Genomic DNA, 18,884 nt, shown 5'->3' on the forward strand with positions numbered 1-18,884 from the left:
CCTTATCTACCTTTATCCTTTCGAAAAGTGTCGAAAATTCAGCGTGGGAAAGAAATCATCCCTAAAATTGCTGCAATTTACTAAATATAAAATATCTTTTCCTAATTTTGCAAGCCTATAAATGATACAAAATGCCACGTAGAGAACGAAACAAATTTGTTAAAAGAAATCAAGTTTTAGAATTAAAAATTGAAGATTACGCCTTTGGCGGAAAAGGAATTGCAAGAATCCATTCTGAAGAAGGAAGTTTTGTTGTCTTTGTACCCAATACATTGCCAGGACAATTGGTAAAAGCACAGATTAAAAAATCGAGCAAAAAATATGCTGAGGCAAAATTAATAGATGTTTTACAAGCATCTGATGATGAAGTTACAGTACCTTTTCAAGACATTCCTGGAGCTCCGTATATTCAATTACCGATTGATTTACAACATCAATATAAAAAAGAAAGTACGCTATCATTATTTAAACGTATTGGTAAAGTAGCAAATATTGACGATTTATTTGATGAATTTATTACCTCACCAAATGTATTTCATTACCGAAATAAAATGGAATATGGTTTTTCTGCCATCGGTTATGATAGAGTAAATAAAACTGATGCTGATTTTTTTACCTTAGGCTTTAAACGTCGTGGTGTTTGGTGGATGGGAGATAATTTAAATAAAGATTCTGGATTGTTTGATGCACAAGTTGAAGACAACTTAAAAGTAATTCGTGAATATTGTGAAAAAACGGGTTTGGCTCCTTGGCACGGCCCTAAAAAAGAAGGTTTTTTCAGATATTTTGTTGTAAGAAAATCATATAAAACAAACGAATTGCTATTCAATTTAGTAACTACATCTTACGATTTACCTAAATTTGATATGCAAGCATTTGCTACATTATTAAAAGATATTTTTGGCGAACGTTTAGCTGGTTTATTGCATACTATAAATGATGAAGTTGGTGATAGAACCATTGCTACTTCTGGAAGTATCGAACTGATTGCTGGAAAAGATAAAATTGTTGAAGAACTATTAGCCTTAAACTTTGAAATTAGTATGAAAAGCTTTTTTCAAACAAACCCTAAATCTGCCGAAAAATTATACACAAAAGTTATTGATTATGCTTTAGAAAACAAGGAAGCTATTGATAATACTGTGGTAATGGATTTATTTTGTGGTACAGGAACCATAGGGCAAATTTTAGCTTCAAGAAGTCAAAACGCTAAAATAGTTGGGGTAGATATTGTTGCCTCGGCAATTGAAGATGCGAAAAAGAATGCCAAACGAAATAAAATTGAAGGTTTAGAGTTTTATGCTGCAGATGTTGGTAAGTTTTTAAACGAGCATCCACAATTTCAAAACAAAATAAGAACAATTATTTTAGACCCTGCTCGTGCTGGAATTGCACCTAAAACACTTAAAAAAATCATCAATTTAAACGCTGATAGAATGGTGTATGTTTCTTGTAATCCTGCAACACAAGCGCGCGATACTGAAGAGTTAATAAATTGTGGTTATCAATTAAAAAAGATTAGTTTAGTAGACCAATTTCCACACACAGCACATATCGAAACTGTTGTTTTATTTGAAAAATAAAATTAAATGAAAAAATACTTATTTATCTTATTAATCAGTTTAATTGGGTTTTCATCTTGCGAAAGAGATGATTTTTGCGTTCAAAACCCTGTAACACCTAGTTTAATACTAACTTTTTATGACAAAGACGATGTGTTTGAATTAAAAAAAGTACAACGTTTTTCTATGATTGCACAAGGTAAAACAGATAGTCTTTTTACGAGTATAACTACAGATAGTATTGCAATACCTTTAAATAGTTTAGCCTCTGAAACTGTTTATACTTTAAAAATGAATGCTGATGATAATTTAGCTAGCAACAATAAAACAGCTACGTTAACTATAAAGTACAATACTGAAGACGATTATGTTTCTCGCTCTTGTGGTTACAGAGTTGTATTTAATGACATAGATATTACGCATACTAGCTGGATTGATAATTTATCTACTTCAACAATTTCAAACATTAACGATCAAACAAAAGCGCATGTACAAGTATATTATTAGTATCTGTTTATTATTTGTTTGTGCAATCGGATACTCACAAAAAAAAGAAAATTCTCAAACTAAAAAAGATAGTATAACCTATAAAACTGGATATGGACTTCGTTTAGGAGTTGACATCAGTAGACCTGTTTTAGCAATTGTAGATAAAAGTTATAGTGGATTAGAGTTAGTTGGTGATTATCGTATTTCTAAAAAATGGTATATCGCTACCGAATTAGGGTATGAGGAAGAAAAAACTTTTGAAGATTTTGCTACATCAACCTCTAAAGGAAGTTTTATTCGATTAGGAGCCAACTTTAATGCCTACCAAAATTGGTTAGACATGAATAATGAAATTTATATAGGGATGCGTTACGGTTTTGCTCTTTTTGACCATACTTTAAATAGTTATAAAACCAATGTTGGCACGCCATACTTCCCATCAAACACAGCTCAAACACCTTTAACTGAAACCGGATTAACCGCTCACTGGACCGAATTTCAACTAGGTATAAAAGTAGAAACATTTAAAAACCTTTTTTTAAGCGCAGGTTTTTCATATAAAATAATGCTAAGCCTAGACGATCAAAAAAACTTTAAAACCTTATACGCTCCTGGTTTTAATCGTGTTTTTGAAAGCAATACAGGTTTTGGTTTTAATTACACTATTTCGTACTTAATCCCATTTGTTAATAAGTAATTTTAAAGCTTACAGTTGATTTCACTAACTTTACACTTTAAATAATTAAACTTATTAACAATGAATAAAATTCCAAGCGTAAATTTAGAAGATTTTTTATCTGATGATAAAAACAGAAAACAAAAATTCATCAATGAAATTGGTGACGCTTATGAGAATATCGGATTTGTAGCTTTAAAAGGGCACTTTTTAGATGATGAATTAGTTGATAATTTATATACCGAGATTAAAAACTTTTTTGATTTACCTACTAACATAAAAGAAAAATACGAAATTCCTGGAATTGGAGGACAACGAGGTTATGTATCATTTGGTAAAGAAAGTGCTAAAGGAAAAAAAGAAGGGGACTTAAAAGAATTTTGGCATTTTGGTCAATATGTAGATGCTGACTCTAAATACGCAAACGAATATCCTGAAAACGTTACTGTTAATGAGCTTGCTAACTTTAATAAAGTAGGTAAACAAACCTATCAAATGTTAGAAAAAACAGCAAAATACGTATTACGTTCATTAGCACTACATTTAGGTTTAGAAGAAGCTTATTTTGACAATTATATAAAAAACGGAAACAGTATTTTACGTCCTATTCACTATCCTCCTATTTTAACAGAACCAAAAGGAGCCGAAAGAGCGGCTGCTCATGGTGATATCAATTTAATTACCTTATTAATGGGAGCACAAGGAAAAGGACTACAAGTTCAAAACCACAATGGTGATTGGATTGATGCTGTTGCACAACCTGATGAATTGATGATTAATGTAGGTGACATGTTGTCGCGTCATAGTAATAACAAATTAAAGTCTACCATACATAGAGTTACCAATCCTCCAAAAGAATCTTGGGGAACTTCTCGTTATTCAATTCCTTTTTTCATGCACCCTGTTTCAGATATGAAATTAGACGTGTTAGAAAATTGTATCGATGAAAACAACCCTAAACAATTTGAAGACATTACGGCTGGTGAGTTTTTAGATGAGCGTTTACGTGAATTAGGTTTAAAAAAATAAAAATGGATTTACACGATCAATTAAAAAACTTATTTCCTGACCATAAAGAAACTAAAGTAGTGGAAGAACCAAAATCAGAAATTTGGTTACAAGATGATCCTATACTTTGTAAATATGAAAAACGAAAAGGAAAACCCATCACAATTTTAGATGGTTATAATGGAGCTACAAAAGATTTTAAAAAATTAGCGAAAGAAATAAAAACAACATTAAGTGTTGGTGGTAGTTTTAAAGATGATAAAATAATTATTCAAGGAGATTATCGTGACAAAATAATGGAAATTTTAAAAAATAAAGGATTCAACGTAAAACGTGTTGGAGGCTAACAATAACAAAGCGTAAAGAATACTTCTTCTTTACGCTTTGTTATTGTTATATAATAAAAAAACAACTAATTAATAATAACGTAAAAAAAACAACGTTTAGTATGTATAAAAATCAAACTTAATTAAATTCCTTTAAATATGATTTCCCCTAAATTGCATATTACAAACGGAGATGTAGCAACCAAAAAACTTCAAAAATTAAACCTTGATGGTAAAATAATTACCTGGCGAGAAATGCTATGTGAAGGTAAAACTACTGCCGATGTTGGTAGTGAAATTTTTTGGAGAACACGTTTCGACTTTTTAAAATCTTCCTATAAAATTTCTAAACAAAAATTTATAGATTATACTGTAAAAGAATATCGTAACCTTTGTAATGAAAAAGCACAGGATGAAATTATATTATGGTTTGAGTACGATTTGTTTTGTCAAATAAACATGCTTGCGATAATTAGTTGGTTAAAACGTTATAGACAAGGCCGCCAAATATCATTAGTCTGTAGCGGTAAAATTGAAAATCAAGACAAATTAGTTGGTTTAGGTGAGCTTTCTGACCAACAATTAAAAGAACACTACGCTAACAAAATTACCTTAACCAAAGATGATATTGAATATGCGGATTATATGTGGCAATTATATTGTTCTGAAAGTCCATTACAAATAGAAAACGCCTACAAATTACCTACAAACACAACCTTTAAGTACTTAGAAGAAGCTATAAAACATCACTTATTACGTTTTCCTTCTATTGAAAATGGATTGAATCATATAGAAAACAACATTCTAAAAACTGTTAAAAATAACCAATTTAACAACAAAAACCAACTCATTACCAACCTATTAAGTAATCAAGAAAATTACGGGTTTAGTGACTCTCAATACCTTAATAAAGTAGAGCAACTTAAAAAAATGTTTACTTCTTTTAACCCTGTCAAATTAAGCAGAATAGGAAAACAAGTGTTACACCAACAAACAAATTATTATGGTAAAATCCGTTCTGATTTTTCGTATCTTGGCGGGGCGAAAAAATACAGCTACTTATATGTAAACACTACAAATAAGCTGCTAAAAATTACATCATAAATGAACATTGAACATTCTGAGCTTATCTTAAACCCCGATGGAAGTATTTACCATTTAAATTTAAGACCAGAACATATTGCTACCGATATTATTTTTGTTGGCGATCAATACCGTGTAGATAAAGTTACCCAACATTTTGACAATATTGAATTTACAACTCAAAAACGTGAATTTAAAACCGCTACTGGAACTTATAAAGGAAAACGTTTAACTGTTATTTCTACCGGAATTGGACCCGATAATATTGATATTGTTTTAAATGAATTAGACGCTTTGGTTAACATCAATTTACAAACACGTCAAGTAAAAGAAACACATACCCAATTAAATATTACTCGTATTGGAACCTCAGGATCGTTACAGGCTGACATTCCAGTAGATAGCTTTTTGCTAAGTTCACATGCTATTGATTTAAACGGAATGTTATTATCATATCAAACAGAAGAAATTGAGCACCCTGAAATTGAACAAGCTTTTATAGCACATACTAATTGGAGTGCTAAAAAAGCCTACCCAATTGTTGTTTCTAATGGAAAAAAATTGGAGAACAAATTAATGTCTGATGTTGTTTTTAAAGGAATCACAGCTACCGCTGGAGGTTTTTATGGTCCGCAAGGAAGAGTATTACGTTTAGCTTTGCAAGACAGTAACTTAAACAACAAAATAGATTCTTTTAGTTATAAAGAAAATAAAATCACCAATTTAGAAATGGAAACTTCTGCAATTTATGGTTTATCAAAACTATTAGGACACAATGCCGCTTCTATGAACGCTATAATTGCCAATAGAGCAAACGGTACTTTTAGTGAAAACCCTAGCAAAGTAGTTGCTGATTTAATTTCATATACATTAAATAAATTAGTTGAGTAAATGTTAAACTTAAAAATTGGTGGTGTACCAGAACATTTTAATTATCCTTGGTACATCACATTAAAAAATAAAGAATTTACCAATCAGAACATTAACTTACGTTGGCAAGACTACCCTGGTGGTACTGGTCAAATGTGTAAAGCTTTACGAGCTGGAGAAGTTGATATTGCTATTGTCTTAACCGAAGGAATTATTAAAGATATTATTAATGGAAATCCTTCTAAAATAACACAAACCTTTGTAAAAAGTCCTTTGATATGGGGAATTCATGTAAGTGCTAAATCTAAATTTAAAAAAATTGAAGATTTAGAAAATGCTACTGTTGCTATAAGCCGTTTTGGCTCTGGGTCACATTTAATGGCAATTGTAAATGCACATAATAACGGATGGAATATCAATAATTTAAAATTTAAAGTTGTTGGTGATCTTCAAGGAGGTATAGACGCATTAACTAACGATGAAGCTGATTATTTTATGTGGGAACATTTTACCACCAAACCTTTAGTTGATAATAATACTTTTAGACGTTTAGGTGACTGCCCTACTCCTTGGCCATGTTTTGTGGTTGCGGTACGCAATGAAATATTAGAAAATAATTTTGATGAAGTTAAAAAAGTTTTAGACATCGTTAACAACTGTACAAGCGATTTTAAAAACATTGATAATATTGATAAAACACTAGCAGTCAGATACGAACAACAACTAGAAGATATTCAAGAATGGCTATCTATTACCGAATGGAATGATGGAGAGCCTGTAAACGAAAAATTAATCACTTCCATACAAAATAAAATGATAGGGTTTAACGTTATTGATTCGAAGAAAGACTCTAATGAATTAATTAGAAATATGTATCTTTGATTTTTTAAAACCAAAAAAATGAAAAAAGTAGTATTTATTGCAATTTGTGTTGTTAGTTTAATAGGTTTTTCTTCTTGTGGAAGTACAGCACCTTGTGGTTTATCAAAAACTGACCAAACAAAACAAAACCAACATCAATCAGAAATTGTTGTTGCTGATGCAACTGTGATTGCTGAATAAATTGATGTTTCTTTTATTCAAATTCAATAAATCCGCTTTCTCAAGCGGATTTTTTAGTTTTTCTTCTCTAACATTGGTACAAATTTAAAATCACCCAATTCGTGTTTTTCAAACTCTTTTGGCGATTTTCTAATAAATAATGTCATTATTTGTTCTTTATCTCCTACCGGAATAAGTAATATTCCACCTATTTTTATTTGACCCAATAACGCTTTAGGCACAAAAGGCGCACCTGCTGTAACTATAATTTTATCAAAAGGCGCTTCTTCTGGCAACCCTTTATAGCCATCTCCAAAAATAAATCGCTTAGGCCTATACCCTATTTTAGGTAAAAATCGTGAAGTTTTTTTAAACAGTTCATGCTGTCTTTCTATAGAATATACTTCTGCTTTTAGTTCTAATAAAACTGCGGTTTGATATCCTGACCCTGTTCCTATTTCTAATACTTTATCTCCATGTTTAACTTCTAAAACCTGAGATTGAAAAGCTACCGTGTACGGATGAGAAATTGTTTGTTCAGCAGCAATAGGAAACGCTTTGTCTTGATATGCATGTGCTTCAAAACTACTATCAATAAACAAATGTCTTGGTATTTTACGTATCGCATTTAACACGTTATTATCAACAATACCCTTAGCTTGTAAAACAGCAGCTAATTGATTTCTAAGTCCTTGGTGTTTGGTAGTATCTATCACAAATAATAAAATTTCGGTAAATCAAAAGTAGTAATAAATCTGTATAAAATTGTATCTTTGTTAGCATTGCTTTTCTAACTAAAAAAGAATGGCTAAATCGATTAAAAACAGGATTATTTAAAGATTATTTTTTGATACTCTTTATATAAAAATGATAAATAAATTCAAATATACTATGTTAAAAGCTGGAGTTTTAGGAGCAGGTCATTTAGGTAAAATTCATTTACGTTTGTTACAACAATCAAAAAAATATGAACTGGTAGGGTTTTATGATCCTTTTACCGAAAACGCACAAAAAGTAGCCAATGAATTTGGCTACAAACTATTTAACTCTATTGATGAATTAATAAACGCTGTTGACGTTGTTGATATTGTTACTCCTACTTTATCTCATTTTGATTGTGCGAAACAAGCTATAGAAAAAGGAAAGCATATTTTTATTGAAAAACCAATTACCAACACCTTGCAAGAAGCTGAAGGAATTAGAACTTTAGCAAGTCAAAACCACATTCGCGGACAAGTTGGTCATGTAGAACGCTTTAATCCTGCTTTTACAGCTGTAAAAGATATGATTGATACGCCAATGTTTATTGAAACACATCGATTGGCTGAATTTAACCCTAGAGGGACTGATGTACCTGTAGTTTTAGATTTAATGATTCATGATATTGATATTATTTTATCCGTCGTAAAATCAAAAGTAAAAAATGTGCATGCAAGCGGAGTTTCTGTTATTTCTGACACACCAGATATAGCCAATGCTCGTATTGAATTTGAAAACGGTTGTGTTGCAAACTTAACTTCAAGTAGAATTTCAATGAAAAATATGCGTAAAAGTCGCTTTTTTCAAAAGGATGCTTACATCTCTGTTGATTTTTTAGAAAAAAAATCTGAAGTTGTTAAAATGAAAGACGTTCCTGAAAACCCTGATGAATTTGCAATGATATTACAAAATGCTGAAGGTGTTAAAAAGCAAATTTACTTTGATAACCCTCAGGTAGTTGAAAACAATGCTATTTTAGATGAATTAGAATCATTTGCAGATGCAATAAATAATAATACCACACCAATCGTATCATTAAGCCAAGGTACAGAAGCGTTACGTGTAGCTCACTTAATTATCGATTGCTTTAAAAAATAATATAACACCACAAATAACATGAAAAATATCGCTGTAATTGGAGCAGGAACTATGGGGAACGGAATTGCGCATACTTTTGCTCAATTTGGATACAATGTACAACTTATTGATATATCGCAAGCTGCTTTAGATAAAGGTTTAGCCACTATTACCAAAAATTTGGATAGAATGGTTGCTAAAGATAAAATATCTGAAGAAGATAAAAATACAACTTTAGGCAATATTTCAACACATACCTCTATAAAAGAAGGCGTGCAATATGCTAGTTTAGTTGTTGAAGCTGCTACTGAAAATGTCGATTTAAAATTAAAAATATTTAAAGATTTAGACGCTGTTTGCCCTGAAGAAACCATTTTAGCAACCAACACATCTTCTATTTCTATTACACAAATAGCCGCTGTTACAAACAGACCTGAAAAAGTAATTGGAATGCATTTTATGAACCCAGTGCCAATTATGAAATTGGTTGAAATTATTAGAGGGTATAATACTACGGATGAGGTAATGAACTTTACGGTTGATTTAACTAAAAAAATCAATAAAATTCCTGTAGAAGTTAATGATTATCCTGGTTTTGTAGCAAACCGTATTTTAATGCCAATGATTAACGAATCTGTTGAAACATTATACAACGGAGTTGCAGGTGTTGCCGAAATTGACACAGTAATGAAATTAGGAATGGCTCACCCAATGGGACCTTTACAATTAGCTGACTTTATTGGTTTAGATGTTTGTTTATCTATTTTAAATGTAATGTACGACGGATTTAAAAATCCTAAATACGCGCCTTGTCCGTTATTAGTTAATATGGTTAACGCTGGCAAATTAGGAGTAAAATCTGGCGAAGGTTTTTACGATTATAGTGAAAGTAGAAAAGCTGAAAAAGTAGCGAAGATGTTTTCTTAACTAAGAAAATCATATTTCATAAAAAAAGGACGTTTTATTTTAAAACGTCCTTTTTTTTATATTATTAACTATCTTTAACAAGAAGTATCTGCTATAATTTTCCATTGCCCTTTTATCTTCTTAAAGATAATCATAAAAACACCGTTTGCATTGCCTACTTTTCTTGTTAAATAATACTCTCCCATTACAGAGTACGCTCCTTCAGTAATTTTTGAAATATCATTAATTTTAAATTTTAATTCGCCTGAATGGTCTTTTGTTGGGTATCCTTTTTCATAGTTCGCTAAGGTTTTATTCCAGCCAAAAGTAATACCATTTCTCCCATAAAATTTTAATGAATCACTTTTCCAATAACCTTGCATAAACCCTTTTAAATCGTGGTTAGACCACGCCTCTTCTTGAGCTTTCATTACTGATAAAATTTCTTTTTTTTCTGTTTCTTCTGATACTTTAACTACTTCTTTTTTACAAGAAATCATAATTAACAATAACAAAATACTCCTTATTAGTAACTTTTTCATTTTAAAATAAGGATTTAATTATTTCTTTAATATTTATTCCTTCAGCTTCAGCTTTGTAATTTTTCACAATTCTATGTGACAAAATAGGTATAGCAACCGCTTGAACATCTTCAATATCAGGAGAAAATTTTCCGTTTATTGCCGCATGTGCTTTTGCTCCTAAAATTAAATTTTGTGAAGCTCTTGGGCCTGCTCCCCAATCAATATATTTTTTTATAAGCTCTGTTGATTTTTCTGATTTTGGGCGGGTTTTCCCTACCAAACCAACTGCATATTCTACTACGTTATCAGCTACGGGTATTTTTCTAACTAACTGTTGTATTTCAATAATTTCTTGAGATGAAAGTACAGCATTTACTTTTTGATTTATTGTAGATGTTGTACTTTTTACAACAGCTACTTCTTCTTCAAATGTTGGATATTCTAAATGAATAGAAAACATAAACCTATCTAACTGTGCTTCTGGTAAAGGATACGTTCCTTCTTGTTCTATCGGATTTTGAGTTGCCAATACAAAAAAAGGTAATTCTAATTTATAATGATGTCCAGAAACTGTTACCGATTTTTCTTGCATTGCTTCCAACAAAGCTGCTTGTGTTTTTGGTGGTGTACGATTAATTTCATCTGCCAAAATAATATTTGAAAAAATGGGTCCTTTTATAAATTTAAATTGACGATTTTCATCTAATATTTCACTTCCTAAAATATCAGAAGGCATTAAATCAGGTGTAAACTGAATGCGATTAAACTGCAAACCTAAAGCACTAGAAATGGTGTTTACTAATAAGGTTTTTGCCAAACCAGGTACTCCTATTAAAAGTGAATGACCTCCGCAAATAATAGACAACAATGTATAATTAACAGCTTCTTGTTGCCCTATTATTACTTTACCTATTTCTTGTTGTAATTGACTATATTTTTTTACTAAACTGTTTACAGCAGCTACGTCTGACATGGATTAAATTTTAAATGTTTTTATCTAAAAACCTTATTTTACAAACTATTCTAAAATAAGATTCCCGCTAAAGGCGGGAATCACAATATACTAAAATTATTAGTTCTTATTTGTTTTCTTTTTTCCAATCTTTTTTAAAGGTACAATCTTTATAATCGTTTCCTAGCTTTATATAAGTTTCTTGGATTTTTTCTTTAGTCCACTTTGTTATTGTTTCCTCTTTTTTCTTAGCCAAAGCAAATTGCTGCATTCTTACATAATCATCTACAAGATCTGCTGTATGAGTATCTGTTTTATCTTTTAATAAAATCACTTTGTACATCTTTTCTCCTTCACGAGTTTCATCATAAAAAACATCTGATAAATCTCCTTTATTTAACTCACTAATTCTTCCAAATAAATCAGGAGCCATTCTTGTTAACTCAAAAGTGGTTTCTTGCGTATATGGGTTTATTAATAGCCCGCCGTTATTTTTAGTTTCTTCTTCTTCAGAATACTTTTTTACCGCTTCTTCAAAAGTAATTTTACCTTCTTCTATTTCTTTTTTTAGTTTTTCTATAGCTTCTTTTGTTTCTTTTAGTTTTTCGTCTGCTATTTCAGGTTGTATTAATATGTGAGAAACATCACGTCCGTTACCTCTTATTTTATTTAATAAAACAATATGATATCCAAAAGGAGATTTAAATGGTTCAGAAATTTGACCTTCTTCTAATGAAAAAGCCACTTCCTTAAACTCTTTTACAAAACCTGTTTCTTTAGTAATTACTCCCATATTACCGCTGTTTTGAGCAGCACTTGGATCGTCTGAATTTATAATTGCTTTTAATTTAAAACTTGCTCCGTTTTCAACCTGTTTTTTAATTTCATTAAGCTTGTTTATAACACGATCGTTTTCTTCTTTAGTAGGTTCGGCTTTTAAAACTAATTGTGCTATTTGCACTTCTGCAGGAATTTCTGGCAATTCTTTTTTATCAGCTAATCCTTTAAAATATACGCGTATTTCTTCTGGAGTTACATCAATATCTTCTGTTATTTTTAATTGTTCTTTTTCAATTAAAAGGTTTTCTTTTTGAACTTTTCCTAGCTCTTTTCTTAAGTCTTCAATATCATTAAAACCATAAGCTTTAATTACCTTTTCTTCACTACCATACTCATTGGTAAAAAAAGCAATACTTCTGTCTACCTTACTATCTATTTCAGATTGAGATACTACGGCGCTATCAATTACCGCATGATGTGCTAGTAATTTTTGTTGCATTAATTCTTCTAACATTTCACAGTTAGAAATTTTTATTTTACCCTCGCTTCTTAACTCTACTTCTTGCTTAAATTTATCTATATCAGAATCTAAAACAATGTTTTTACCAATGACTACTGCAACACCATCTATTTTATTTTCTTGTGCATTTATTACCCCTAAACTTGCTAAGAAAAAGGTGAACAGTATACTAGTATTCTTTAAAGTTTTTGTTTTGAATTGCATCATTTATTAGCGTTTTTTCTATCTCTCTAATTAATTCTAATTTTCGTTTGTGTAAAATTATTTGTTTAATCCTCGAACTTACAAATGTTAATGGTGCTGTCGCATTTTTTGACAACTTATTTTTTACAGCGACCAAATATACTCCTAAACTATCTTCTTTTTGTATGTATTTAGATATTTTTAACAAATTTTCCTTTGTTTCTGATTGAAATGGTGGGATTTTTTGTTGCAAATAAGAAAATGGTACCCAAGTTGAATCTTGCAATCGGTATGATTTAAAATTTAACAAATGCCTTTCTAGATCTTCATGATCTTCTTCTTTAGAAGATTTAAAACTTTTTATGGTTTCTTCCTTATCTAAAAAATCTTTCCCAAAATGAATATATTCAAACTGTAATAACTCTTCATTTAATTTAAAATTCTCTTTATTTTTTTGATAATATTGCTTTATATCTTCTCGATTTACAACAGTATCCAGTTGCTGTTTTATTAAACGCTCTTTGTAGCCATTTATATATAAACTCTTTTTATATGTATTTACTAATTTTTCAATCCTTTCACTATTAACTTCTGATATGTTTTCTTCAGCTTTAGCTAATAATAATTGTTGTTTTGCCCAAGAGTTAATTAGTCCTTTTACGATTACCAAACTATCTTTTTTTGTAATTCCTTTTGGCAACAACTCTTCAATATCTTTTTTATATAGATTTTTATTATAAACTGTAGCAATAGGCCTATGTTGCGTAACTTTTTCAGTTTTTAAACTAATTAAATCACAAGAAATTATTAAAACACTTATTAATAAAAAGATACTTTTTTTCACGTTATTATAAATTAATTTTACACAAATATTTTCTTATTTCCTGTTAATTGAAATTGCTTCTTATAAAGAAATAATTCCTTTAATCGCTTCGGCTTTTTTATAATAAGCGATTACTTCATCTGCATTTTTAACTGTTAAGTGTATTGAAAGACTATTATATTTACCTGTTCTTGATTTTTTTGTTTCAATAACCGCCCCTCCTTTATTAAATAAATCTTTTACTTCTTCTACCTGATTTCCATCTGTAGGCACAATAAACTTGTATAAATATTTAGCTGGAAAGGTTGTAGTATCTTCTAACTGTCCTTTTAATTTAATATAAAATGCTTCTCTATCTGTTGACATAATGTTTTCTATCTCTTTTTTTCTAAAAAATAATAATCATTAAAAAAACTTAAAATGATGAAACACAAAATTACACTATTTATTACATATATAATTTGAAACTTATATTTTTGCAGCATGCAACAAAAAATAGTTTTAATAGGTGGCCCTGGTACAGGAAAATCTTCAATCTTAAAAGAGTTTATAAAACGTGGGTATAATTGTATGCCTGAAATTTCAAGAGAAGTAACACTTAAAGCGCAAAAGGATGGAATTGATCAATTGTTTTTAGAGCAGCCTTTGCTTTTTAGTCAAATGTTATTGGAAGGTAGAGAACAGCAGTATTTAGAGGCTGAAAAGAACGATAATGATATTGTTTTTTTTGATAGAGGAATTCCTGATGTACATGCTTACATGAATTATTTAGCAAGTGAATACCCGCCTATTTATAAAGAAAAAAGCAGTAAATACTTATACACTAAAGTATTTATGTGCGCACCTTGGGAAAAAATTTATAGATCAGATAACGAGCGCTATGAAACTTTTGAGCAAGCTGTTAAGATTGATACTTTTTTAAAAGAAGCTTACGAAGAAATTGGTTATGAAATTATAATGGTTCCTTTCGGATCAGTAAAAGAACGTTGTAACTTTATATTACAATCGTTATAAAACGATGTATGAAAAATCATTAAAAATATTACAACATTATTGGGGATACACCTCTTTTAGAGCGCCTCAACAAAAAATTATAACAACCGTTTTAAACGGTAAAAACACCATTGCTTTATTACCAACAGGTGGTGGTAAATCAATTTGTTTTCAAGTACCTGCATTAGTAAACGAAGGTGTTTGTATTGTTATCTCTCCTTTAATTGCCTTAATGCAAGACCAAGTTGATAGCCTTATTAATAAAGGTATAAAAGCAACCACAATTCCTTCAGGAAGCTCACAAGATGCTATAATTACACTTTTTGACAACATTCGGTTTGGAAATATAAAATTTCTCTATCTTTCTCCAGAGCGTTTACAATCGCGTTTTATTCAAGATAAAATAAAACAATTAAATGTAAATTTAATTGCTATTGATGAAGCTCATTGCATTTCAGAATGGGGACATGATTTTCGTCCTTCCTATCAAAACATAGCTATTTTAAAAGAACTACACCCAACAACAAATATTATTGCTTTAACCGCAACAGCCACAAAAAAAGTTATTGATGACATTATAATTTCTTTAGGTATAGAAAATCCTACAATTTTTAAAAAATCTTTTTTTAGAGAAAATTTAGCCTATCAAATTTTTAATACGGATGACAAACTAGGAAAACTACATCAAATTTTTACAAAAACAAAAGCTCCTGCAATTGTTTATGTAAATTCGAGAGCTAAAACCAAGGATATCTGTGCTTATTTAAATGTAAATGGTTTTAAAAGTACTTATTACCACGGTGGATTATCAAATACAGAAAAACAACTTTCTTTTGATAATTGGATAACCGAAAAAACACCAATTATAGTAGCTACCAATGCTTTTGGTATGGGTATTGACAAACCTAATGTTAAAGTTGTTATTCACTTAAATTTACCAGCATCAATAGAAAACTATATTCAAGAGGCAGGCCGTGGTGGAAGGAATGGTAAAAAAGCATTTTCTGTTGTTTTATCAAACAAAAGTGACCTTAAATTTAGCAAGGATTTATTAGAAAAATCATTACCTACTATTGATGAAATAAAATTTGTGCATCAAAAATTATATCAACATTTTCAAATTGCAAAAGGTGAATTTATAGAAACTTCTTTTAGTTTTAATTTATTAGAATTTTGTAATAAATACAAATTAGTGCCTAACAAAGGTCACAATATTTTACAGCTATTAAATAGTAATGGAATTATTGAATTAAACTCAAATTTTAATCAAAAATCTACCATTCAATTCATTGCAACAAGTAAACAAGTTATAAGATACTCTCAGCAAAACTCATCTTCAAAAAACTTTATTCAAACGTTATTACGTTTATATGGTGGTGTTTTTGAAAATTTAATAAAAATTGATGAATTTTACATTGCTAAAAAAATAGGCATTACTTCTTTACAAGTATTTAAAGAACTTGAAAATTTGGTAACTCATAATTTGGCTGAGTATAATAAAACTACAAATAATATTGAATTGTTTTTTTTACATCCACGTGAAGACGACAAAACTATAAATCGAGTTTCTAAAAACATTAAAATTTATTTAAACCAAAAAAAACAAAAAAACAACGATTTGTTGCAGTTTATTAAAAATGATGAAACTTGCAGAAGTATACAATTATTGCGTTATTTTGATGAAAAATTCACTAAAAAATGTGGAATTTGTGATGTCTGTTTAAATGAAAAACAAATTATTAACATCAACCCCGATATTATTATCAAACTATTAGAAAAAAACACTTCCTTAACTGTACAACAAATCTGCACACAGTTAAATCAAAAAGAAGCAAACATTTTAATACTTTTGCGCGAGCTGTTATCAGAAGAAAAAATCAGCGTTACTAACAATAAATATTTTTTATTATAAATGAGAGATTTACGTATCGTTTTTATGGGAACACCCGATTTTGCGGTGACCATTTTACAACACCTTATCGAAAATGATTATAATGTAGTTGGCGTAATTACTGCGGCAGATAAACCTGCTGGTAGAGGTCGTAAGCTAAATGAATCTGCCGTAAAAAAATATGCGCTGTCTCAAAACTTACCAATCCTACAGCCTACTAATTTAAAAAACGAAGAATTTCAGAGTGCTTTAAAAAATTGGAATGCTAATTTACAAATAGTCGTTGCCTTTAGAATGTTACCTAAAGCTGTTTGGGCAATGCCAGCATATGGTACTTTTAATTTACATGCTTCTTTATTGCCTGAATATCGTGGAGCTGCGCCAATTAACTGGGCCATTATTAATGGTGAAACTAAAACAGGTGTTACTACCTTTTTCATTGATGATAAAATAGATACAGGCGAAATTATTTTACAAAAAGAAGTTACTGTAAAAGAAGATGAAATTGTTGGCCAATTACATGACCGACTAATGTATTTAGGTGCAAATTTAGTTGCAGAAACACTAGATTTAATTGCTAAAGGAGATGTAAAAACAATAAAACAGCCTGAATTAGAAGAAAAATCTGCTCATAAATTGTACCCACATAATTGTAAAATAGATTGGTCTAAGTCTTTAAACGACATCTACAATCATATTCGAGGGTTAAACCCATACCCCGCTGCTTGGACAACAATACAAAATGGCGAGGAGGAAATTTCAGCTAAAATATATGGTGTAACAAAAGACTATTCTGAGCATGAATATATTAACGGAACAGTTATTACTTCTAAAAAGGAATTAAAAATTGCAGTAAAAGGAGGTTTTCTTATTGTAGATCAAATTAAGATTTCTGGTAAAAAATTAATGGACGCCAAAAGTTTATTAAACGGTTTTCAATTCGACAAAGAAGCAAAAGCGCTGTAGCCCTTTATTTATAAGGTTTTATAGTTTTTTAATAAAAAACAACTGTGGTTATTAACAATTGCACCTATTTTATTAACAAATACCGTGTTTTTTAAGATCAAAACTTGCACGGTACCGCATTCCTACTATATTTGTTGAGCTATTTAGCAAAATAAACAATAATTAATTTTTAAAACTTATTAAAATTATGAACAAATCAGATTTAATCGATGCAATGGCTGCTGACGCAGGAATTTCTAAAGCTTCTGCTAAAGCTGCATTAGACTCTTTAACTTCTAACGTTACTAAGTCTTTAAAGTCAGGTAACAAAGTTGCATTAGTTGGATGGGGAACTTGGTCTGTTTCTGAAAGAGCTGCTAGAACTGGAAGAAATCCTCAAACTGGAAAAGAAATTCAAATTGCCGCTAAAAACGTAGTGAAATTTAAAGCAGGAGCTGGTTTAGCTGATTCAGTAAACTAAATTTTACTTCTTTAAACATATTTAAAACAGCATTTAGGCAACTAAATGCTGTTTTTACTTATATAAGTGTCACAAAAATAAATAAAGCATGTCTATTAAACATAACATAAAACAAAATACATGAAAAACACCATAATGTTCATTGCCTTTTTATTTTACTTAAATATTTATGCACAAAAAACTGTAGACGCTAAGACTATTATTAAAGACATAAAAAATGGTAAGGATATTACTATTACTAATGCAACCATAAGTGGTGTTTTAGATTTTACTTTTATGAAAGATGCTTTACCTAAGTTACCTAAAAGAAAAAAATGGTGGAATAATGGTGGCTCAAATACAATTGAAAAACAAATCATCTCTAAAATTTCATTTATTAATTGCACATTTAACGACGATGTTTTGGCTTATATACCGCACGAAGAAAGTGGCTATACCTTTATAGCTAATTTTGAAAAAGAAGTAGTTTTTAAAGAATGTACTTTTAATGAAAAAGCAATGTTTAAATATTCTTATTTTGATAAAAATACTGATTTTACAAACTCTAAGTTTAATGATGACACAACTTTTAAATATGCTAAGTTTGATAAGGGTATTGCTTTTAAAAACACCTTTTTTAATAAAACAGCAACTTTTAAATATGCTGAATTTAAAAAGTTTGTAAGTTTTTATAATTCAATCTTTAATGAAAGTGCTATTTTTAAATACACTGAATTTAACAATGGAGTGTCTTTTGAAAATGTAAAATTTAAAGAAGATTTAAATATAAAATACACTAAAGTATCTGGCGATTTTAATATTAATAATATGGATGTAGCTTATGATATAGACGCTAAATACACAAAAATAAATGGCAAAAATTTTAGTAAGTATGCATTAAAAAATGATTAATTTTTATTGTTTCTTATTTTTAAACTCACTATATTATAGTGAGCTTTTCTTTTTAAGAAAATTAATCTTATATTTATTAAAATGACTTTGTAAAGCCATTAATT

At 29.7% G+C, this 18,884-nt stretch carries 22 protein-coding genes; 16 read left to right on the forward strand and 6 right to left on the reverse strand.

Features of this window, described 5'->3' with window-relative positions; genetic code table 11:
- The first annotated feature begins 131 nt into the window (after positions 1 to 131).
- The 9 genes from rlmD (at position 132) to Q4586_RS06260 (ending at position 7,076) form a co-directional block, all read left to right on the forward strand.
- Positions 132 to 1,583: a 23S rRNA (uracil(1939)-C(5))-methyltransferase RlmD gene (gene rlmD / locus Q4586_RS06220; RefSeq protein WP_303527404.1), complete on the forward strand. Its 1,452-nt coding sequence runs from the start codon at positions 132 to 134 to the stop codon at positions 1,581 to 1,583.
- A gap of 6 nt (positions 1,584 to 1,589) precedes the next feature.
- Positions 1,590 to 2,069, forward strand: coding sequence for a DUF6452 family protein (locus Q4586_RS06225; RefSeq protein WP_068705517.1), 480 nt, complete (start codon positions 1,590 to 1,592; stop codon positions 2,067 to 2,069).
- On the forward strand, positions 2,050 to 2,748 hold the full coding sequence (locus Q4586_RS06230) for a DUF6048 family protein (protein ID WP_303527408.1): 699 nt from the start codon (positions 2,050 to 2,052) through the stop codon (positions 2,746 to 2,748). Before Q4586_RS06225 ends, Q4586_RS06230 begins: the two co-directional genes overlap by 20 nt.
- Before the next feature lie 60 nt (positions 2,749 to 2,808).
- The gene (locus Q4586_RS06235) at positions 2,809 to 3,756 is read left to right on the forward strand and encodes an isopenicillin N synthase family dioxygenase (protein WP_303527410.1); all 948 of its coding nucleotides are present in this window, start codon (positions 2,809 to 2,811) and stop codon (positions 3,754 to 3,756) included.
- 2 nt (positions 3,757 to 3,758) lie between these two features.
- The gene (locus Q4586_RS06240) at positions 3,759 to 4,082 is read left to right on the forward strand and encodes a translation initiation factor (protein ID WP_303527413.1); all 324 of its coding nucleotides are present in this window, start codon (positions 3,759 to 3,761) and stop codon (positions 4,080 to 4,082) included.
- Positions 4,083 to 4,220: 138 nt separating this feature from the next.
- Positions 4,221 to 5,165: a DUF1835 domain-containing protein gene (locus Q4586_RS06245; RefSeq protein ID WP_367997989.1), complete on the forward strand. Its 945-nt coding sequence runs from the start codon at positions 4,221 to 4,223 to the stop codon at positions 5,163 to 5,165.
- Positions 5,166 to 6,035 carry a nucleoside phosphorylase gene (locus Q4586_RS06250; RefSeq protein ID WP_068705508.1) on the forward strand — a complete coding sequence of 290 codons (870 nt, stop codon included), beginning with the start codon at positions 5,166 to 5,168 and terminating at the stop codon, positions 6,033 to 6,035. It begins immediately after the preceding gene.
- Complete coding sequence (locus Q4586_RS06255; RefSeq protein WP_303527417.1) at positions 6,036 to 6,896, forward strand: substrate-binding domain-containing protein; 861 nt, start codon at positions 6,036 to 6,038, stop codon at positions 6,894 to 6,896.
- Positions 6,897 to 6,914: 18 nt separating this feature from the next.
- Positions 6,915 to 7,076 carry a hypothetical protein gene (locus tag Q4586_RS06260; protein ID WP_176714996.1) on the forward strand — a complete coding sequence of 54 codons (162 nt, stop codon included), beginning with the start codon at positions 6,915 to 6,917 and terminating at the stop codon, positions 7,074 to 7,076.
- Between the two features lie 53 nt (positions 7,077 to 7,129).
- Here Q4586_RS06260 and Q4586_RS06265 read toward each other — a convergent pair whose 3' ends face one another.
- Positions 7,130 to 7,771, reverse strand: a complete 642-nt coding sequence (locus tag Q4586_RS06265) for a protein-L-isoaspartate(D-aspartate) O-methyltransferase (protein ID WP_068705503.1) — start codon at positions 7,769 to 7,771, stop codon at positions 7,130 to 7,132.
- 175 nt (positions 7,772 to 7,946) lie between these two features.
- Between Q4586_RS06265 and Q4586_RS06270 the strand changes: the two genes are divergently transcribed.
- Together Q4586_RS06270 and Q4586_RS06275 are read left to right on the forward strand one after the other, a co-directional pair.
- Positions 7,947 to 8,912, forward strand: a complete 966-nt coding sequence (locus Q4586_RS06270) for a Gfo/Idh/MocA family protein (protein WP_068705501.1) — start codon at positions 7,947 to 7,949, stop codon at positions 8,910 to 8,912.
- An 18-nt stretch (positions 8,913 to 8,930) separates the two neighbouring features.
- On the forward strand, positions 8,931 to 9,818 hold the full coding sequence (locus Q4586_RS06275) for a 3-hydroxybutyryl-CoA dehydrogenase (protein WP_303527422.1): 888 nt from the start codon (positions 8,931 to 8,933) through the stop codon (positions 9,816 to 9,818).
- Between the two features lie 74 nt (positions 9,819 to 9,892).
- Here the strand turns inward: Q4586_RS06275 and Q4586_RS06280 are convergent, their stop codons facing one another.
- From Q4586_RS06280 to Q4586_RS06300, 5 genes are all read right to left on the reverse strand, one after another.
- Positions 9,893 to 10,339 (reverse strand): YybH family protein, encoded by a 447-nt coding sequence (locus Q4586_RS06280; RefSeq protein ID WP_303527425.1) that lies wholly within the window; start codon positions 10,337 to 10,339, stop codon positions 9,893 to 9,895.
- A gap of 1 nt (position 10,340) precedes the next feature.
- The gene (locus Q4586_RS06285; protein ID WP_303527428.1) at positions 10,341 to 11,294 is read right to left on the reverse strand and encodes an AAA family ATPase; all 954 of its coding nucleotides are present in this window, start codon (positions 11,292 to 11,294) and stop codon (positions 10,341 to 10,343) included.
- Between the two features lie 106 nt (positions 11,295 to 11,400).
- Complete coding sequence (locus tag Q4586_RS06290; RefSeq protein ID WP_303527429.1) at positions 11,401 to 12,780, reverse strand: peptidylprolyl isomerase; 1,380 nt, start codon at positions 12,778 to 12,780, stop codon at positions 11,401 to 11,403.
- The gene (locus tag Q4586_RS06295; RefSeq protein ID WP_303527431.1) at positions 12,743 to 13,600 is read right to left on the reverse strand and encodes a hypothetical protein; all 858 of its coding nucleotides are present in this window, start codon (positions 13,598 to 13,600) and stop codon (positions 12,743 to 12,745) included. The genes Q4586_RS06290 and Q4586_RS06295 overlap by 38 nt, the downstream gene beginning before the upstream one ends.
- Before the next feature lie 60 nt (positions 13,601 to 13,660).
- Positions 13,661 to 13,945, reverse strand: a complete 285-nt coding sequence (locus Q4586_RS06300) for a DUF493 family protein (protein ID WP_068705491.1) — start codon at positions 13,943 to 13,945, stop codon at positions 13,661 to 13,663.
- A 117-nt stretch (positions 13,946 to 14,062) separates the two neighbouring features.
- Between Q4586_RS06300 and Q4586_RS06305 the strand changes: the two genes are divergently transcribed.
- The 5 genes from Q4586_RS06305 to Q4586_RS06325 all read left to right on the forward strand — a co-directional run bounded on the left by Q4586_RS06305 (position 14,063) and on the right by Q4586_RS06325 (position 18,780).
- A complete protein-coding gene (locus Q4586_RS06305; protein ID WP_068705489.1) occupies positions 14,063 to 14,593 on the forward strand; it encodes an AAA family ATPase in 531 nt (176 codons plus the stop codon).
- A gap of 4 nt (positions 14,594 to 14,597) precedes the next feature.
- A complete protein-coding gene (locus tag Q4586_RS06310) occupies positions 14,598 to 16,484 on the forward strand; it encodes a RecQ family ATP-dependent DNA helicase (RefSeq protein ID WP_303527433.1) in 1,887 nt (628 codons plus the stop codon).
- A complete protein-coding gene (gene fmt, locus Q4586_RS06315; RefSeq protein ID WP_176714995.1) occupies positions 16,485 to 17,429 on the forward strand; it encodes a methionyl-tRNA formyltransferase in 945 nt (314 codons plus the stop codon).
- Between the two features lie 187 nt (positions 17,430 to 17,616).
- Positions 17,617 to 17,889 (forward strand): HU family DNA-binding protein, encoded by a 273-nt coding sequence (locus Q4586_RS06320; RefSeq protein WP_068705485.1) that lies wholly within the window; start codon positions 17,617 to 17,619, stop codon positions 17,887 to 17,889.
- Between the two features lie 120 nt (positions 17,890 to 18,009).
- Positions 18,010 to 18,780, forward strand: a complete 771-nt coding sequence (locus Q4586_RS06325) for a pentapeptide repeat-containing protein (RefSeq protein ID WP_303527439.1) — start codon at positions 18,010 to 18,012, stop codon at positions 18,778 to 18,780.
- Positions 18,781 to 18,884 lie beyond the last annotated feature (104 nt).

The organism is Tenacibaculum soleae, assembly GCF_030549005.1.
Lineage (GTDB): Bacteria > Bacteroidota > Bacteroidia > Flavobacteriales > Flavobacteriaceae > Polaribacter > Polaribacter soleae.

Excerpts from the sequence above, each read along its gene's own strand:
- rlmD (WP_303527404.1), top strand. The coding sequence starts at position 132 with ATGCCACGTAGAGAACGAAACAAATTTGTTAAAAGAAATCAAGTTTTA.
- Q4586_RS06225 (WP_068705517.1), top strand. The coding sequence starts at position 1,590 with ATGAAAAAATACTTATTTATCTTATTAATCAGTTTAATTGGGTTTTCA.
- Q4586_RS06230 (WP_303527408.1), top strand. The coding sequence starts at position 2,050 with ATGTACAAGTATATTATTAGTATCTGTTTATTATTTGTTTGTGCAATC.
- Q4586_RS06235 (WP_303527410.1), top strand. The coding sequence starts at position 2,809 with ATGAATAAAATTCCAAGCGTAAATTTAGAAGATTTTTTATCTGATGAT.
- Q4586_RS06240 (WP_303527413.1), top strand. The coding sequence starts at position 3,759 with ATGGATTTACACGATCAATTAAAAAACTTATTTCCTGACCATAAAGAA.
- Q4586_RS06245 (WP_367997989.1), top strand. The coding sequence starts at position 4,221 with ATGATTTCCCCTAAATTGCATATTACAAACGGAGATGTAGCAACCAAA.
- Q4586_RS06250 (WP_068705508.1), top strand. The coding sequence starts at position 5,166 with ATGAACATTGAACATTCTGAGCTTATCTTAAACCCCGATGGAAGTATT.
- Q4586_RS06255 (WP_303527417.1), top strand. The coding sequence starts at position 6,036 with ATGTTAAACTTAAAAATTGGTGGTGTACCAGAACATTTTAATTATCCT.
- Q4586_RS06260 (WP_176714996.1), top strand. The coding sequence starts at position 6,915 with ATGAAAAAAGTAGTATTTATTGCAATTTGTGTTGTTAGTTTAATAGGT.
- Q4586_RS06270 (WP_068705501.1), top strand. The coding sequence starts at position 7,947 with ATGTTAAAAGCTGGAGTTTTAGGAGCAGGTCATTTAGGTAAAATTCAT.
- Q4586_RS06275 (WP_303527422.1), top strand. The coding sequence starts at position 8,931 with ATGAAAAATATCGCTGTAATTGGAGCAGGAACTATGGGGAACGGAATT.
- Q4586_RS06280 (WP_303527425.1), bottom strand. The coding sequence starts at position 10,339 with ATGAAAAAGTTACTAATAAGGAGTATTTTGTTATTGTTAATTATGATT.
- Q4586_RS06285 (WP_303527428.1), bottom strand. The coding sequence starts at position 11,294 with ATGTCAGACGTAGCTGCTGTAAACAGTTTAGTAAAAAAATATAGTCAA.
- Q4586_RS06290 (WP_303527429.1), bottom strand. The coding sequence starts at position 12,780 with ATGATGCAATTCAAAACAAAAACTTTAAAGAATACTAGTATACTGTTC.
- Q4586_RS06300 (WP_068705491.1), bottom strand. The coding sequence starts at position 13,945 with ATGTCAACAGATAGAGAAGCATTTTATATTAAATTAAAAGGACAGTTA.
- Q4586_RS06305 (WP_068705489.1), top strand. The coding sequence starts at position 14,063 with ATGCAACAAAAAATAGTTTTAATAGGTGGCCCTGGTACAGGAAAATCT.
- Q4586_RS06310 (WP_303527433.1), top strand. The coding sequence starts at position 14,598 with ATGTATGAAAAATCATTAAAAATATTACAACATTATTGGGGATACACC.
- fmt (WP_176714995.1), top strand. The coding sequence starts at position 16,485 with ATGAGAGATTTACGTATCGTTTTTATGGGAACACCCGATTTTGCGGTG.
- Q4586_RS06320 (WP_068705485.1), top strand. The coding sequence starts at position 17,617 with ATGAACAAATCAGATTTAATCGATGCAATGGCTGCTGACGCAGGAATT.
- Q4586_RS06325 (WP_303527439.1), top strand. The coding sequence starts at position 18,010 with ATGAAAAACACCATAATGTTCATTGCCTTTTTATTTTACTTAAATATT.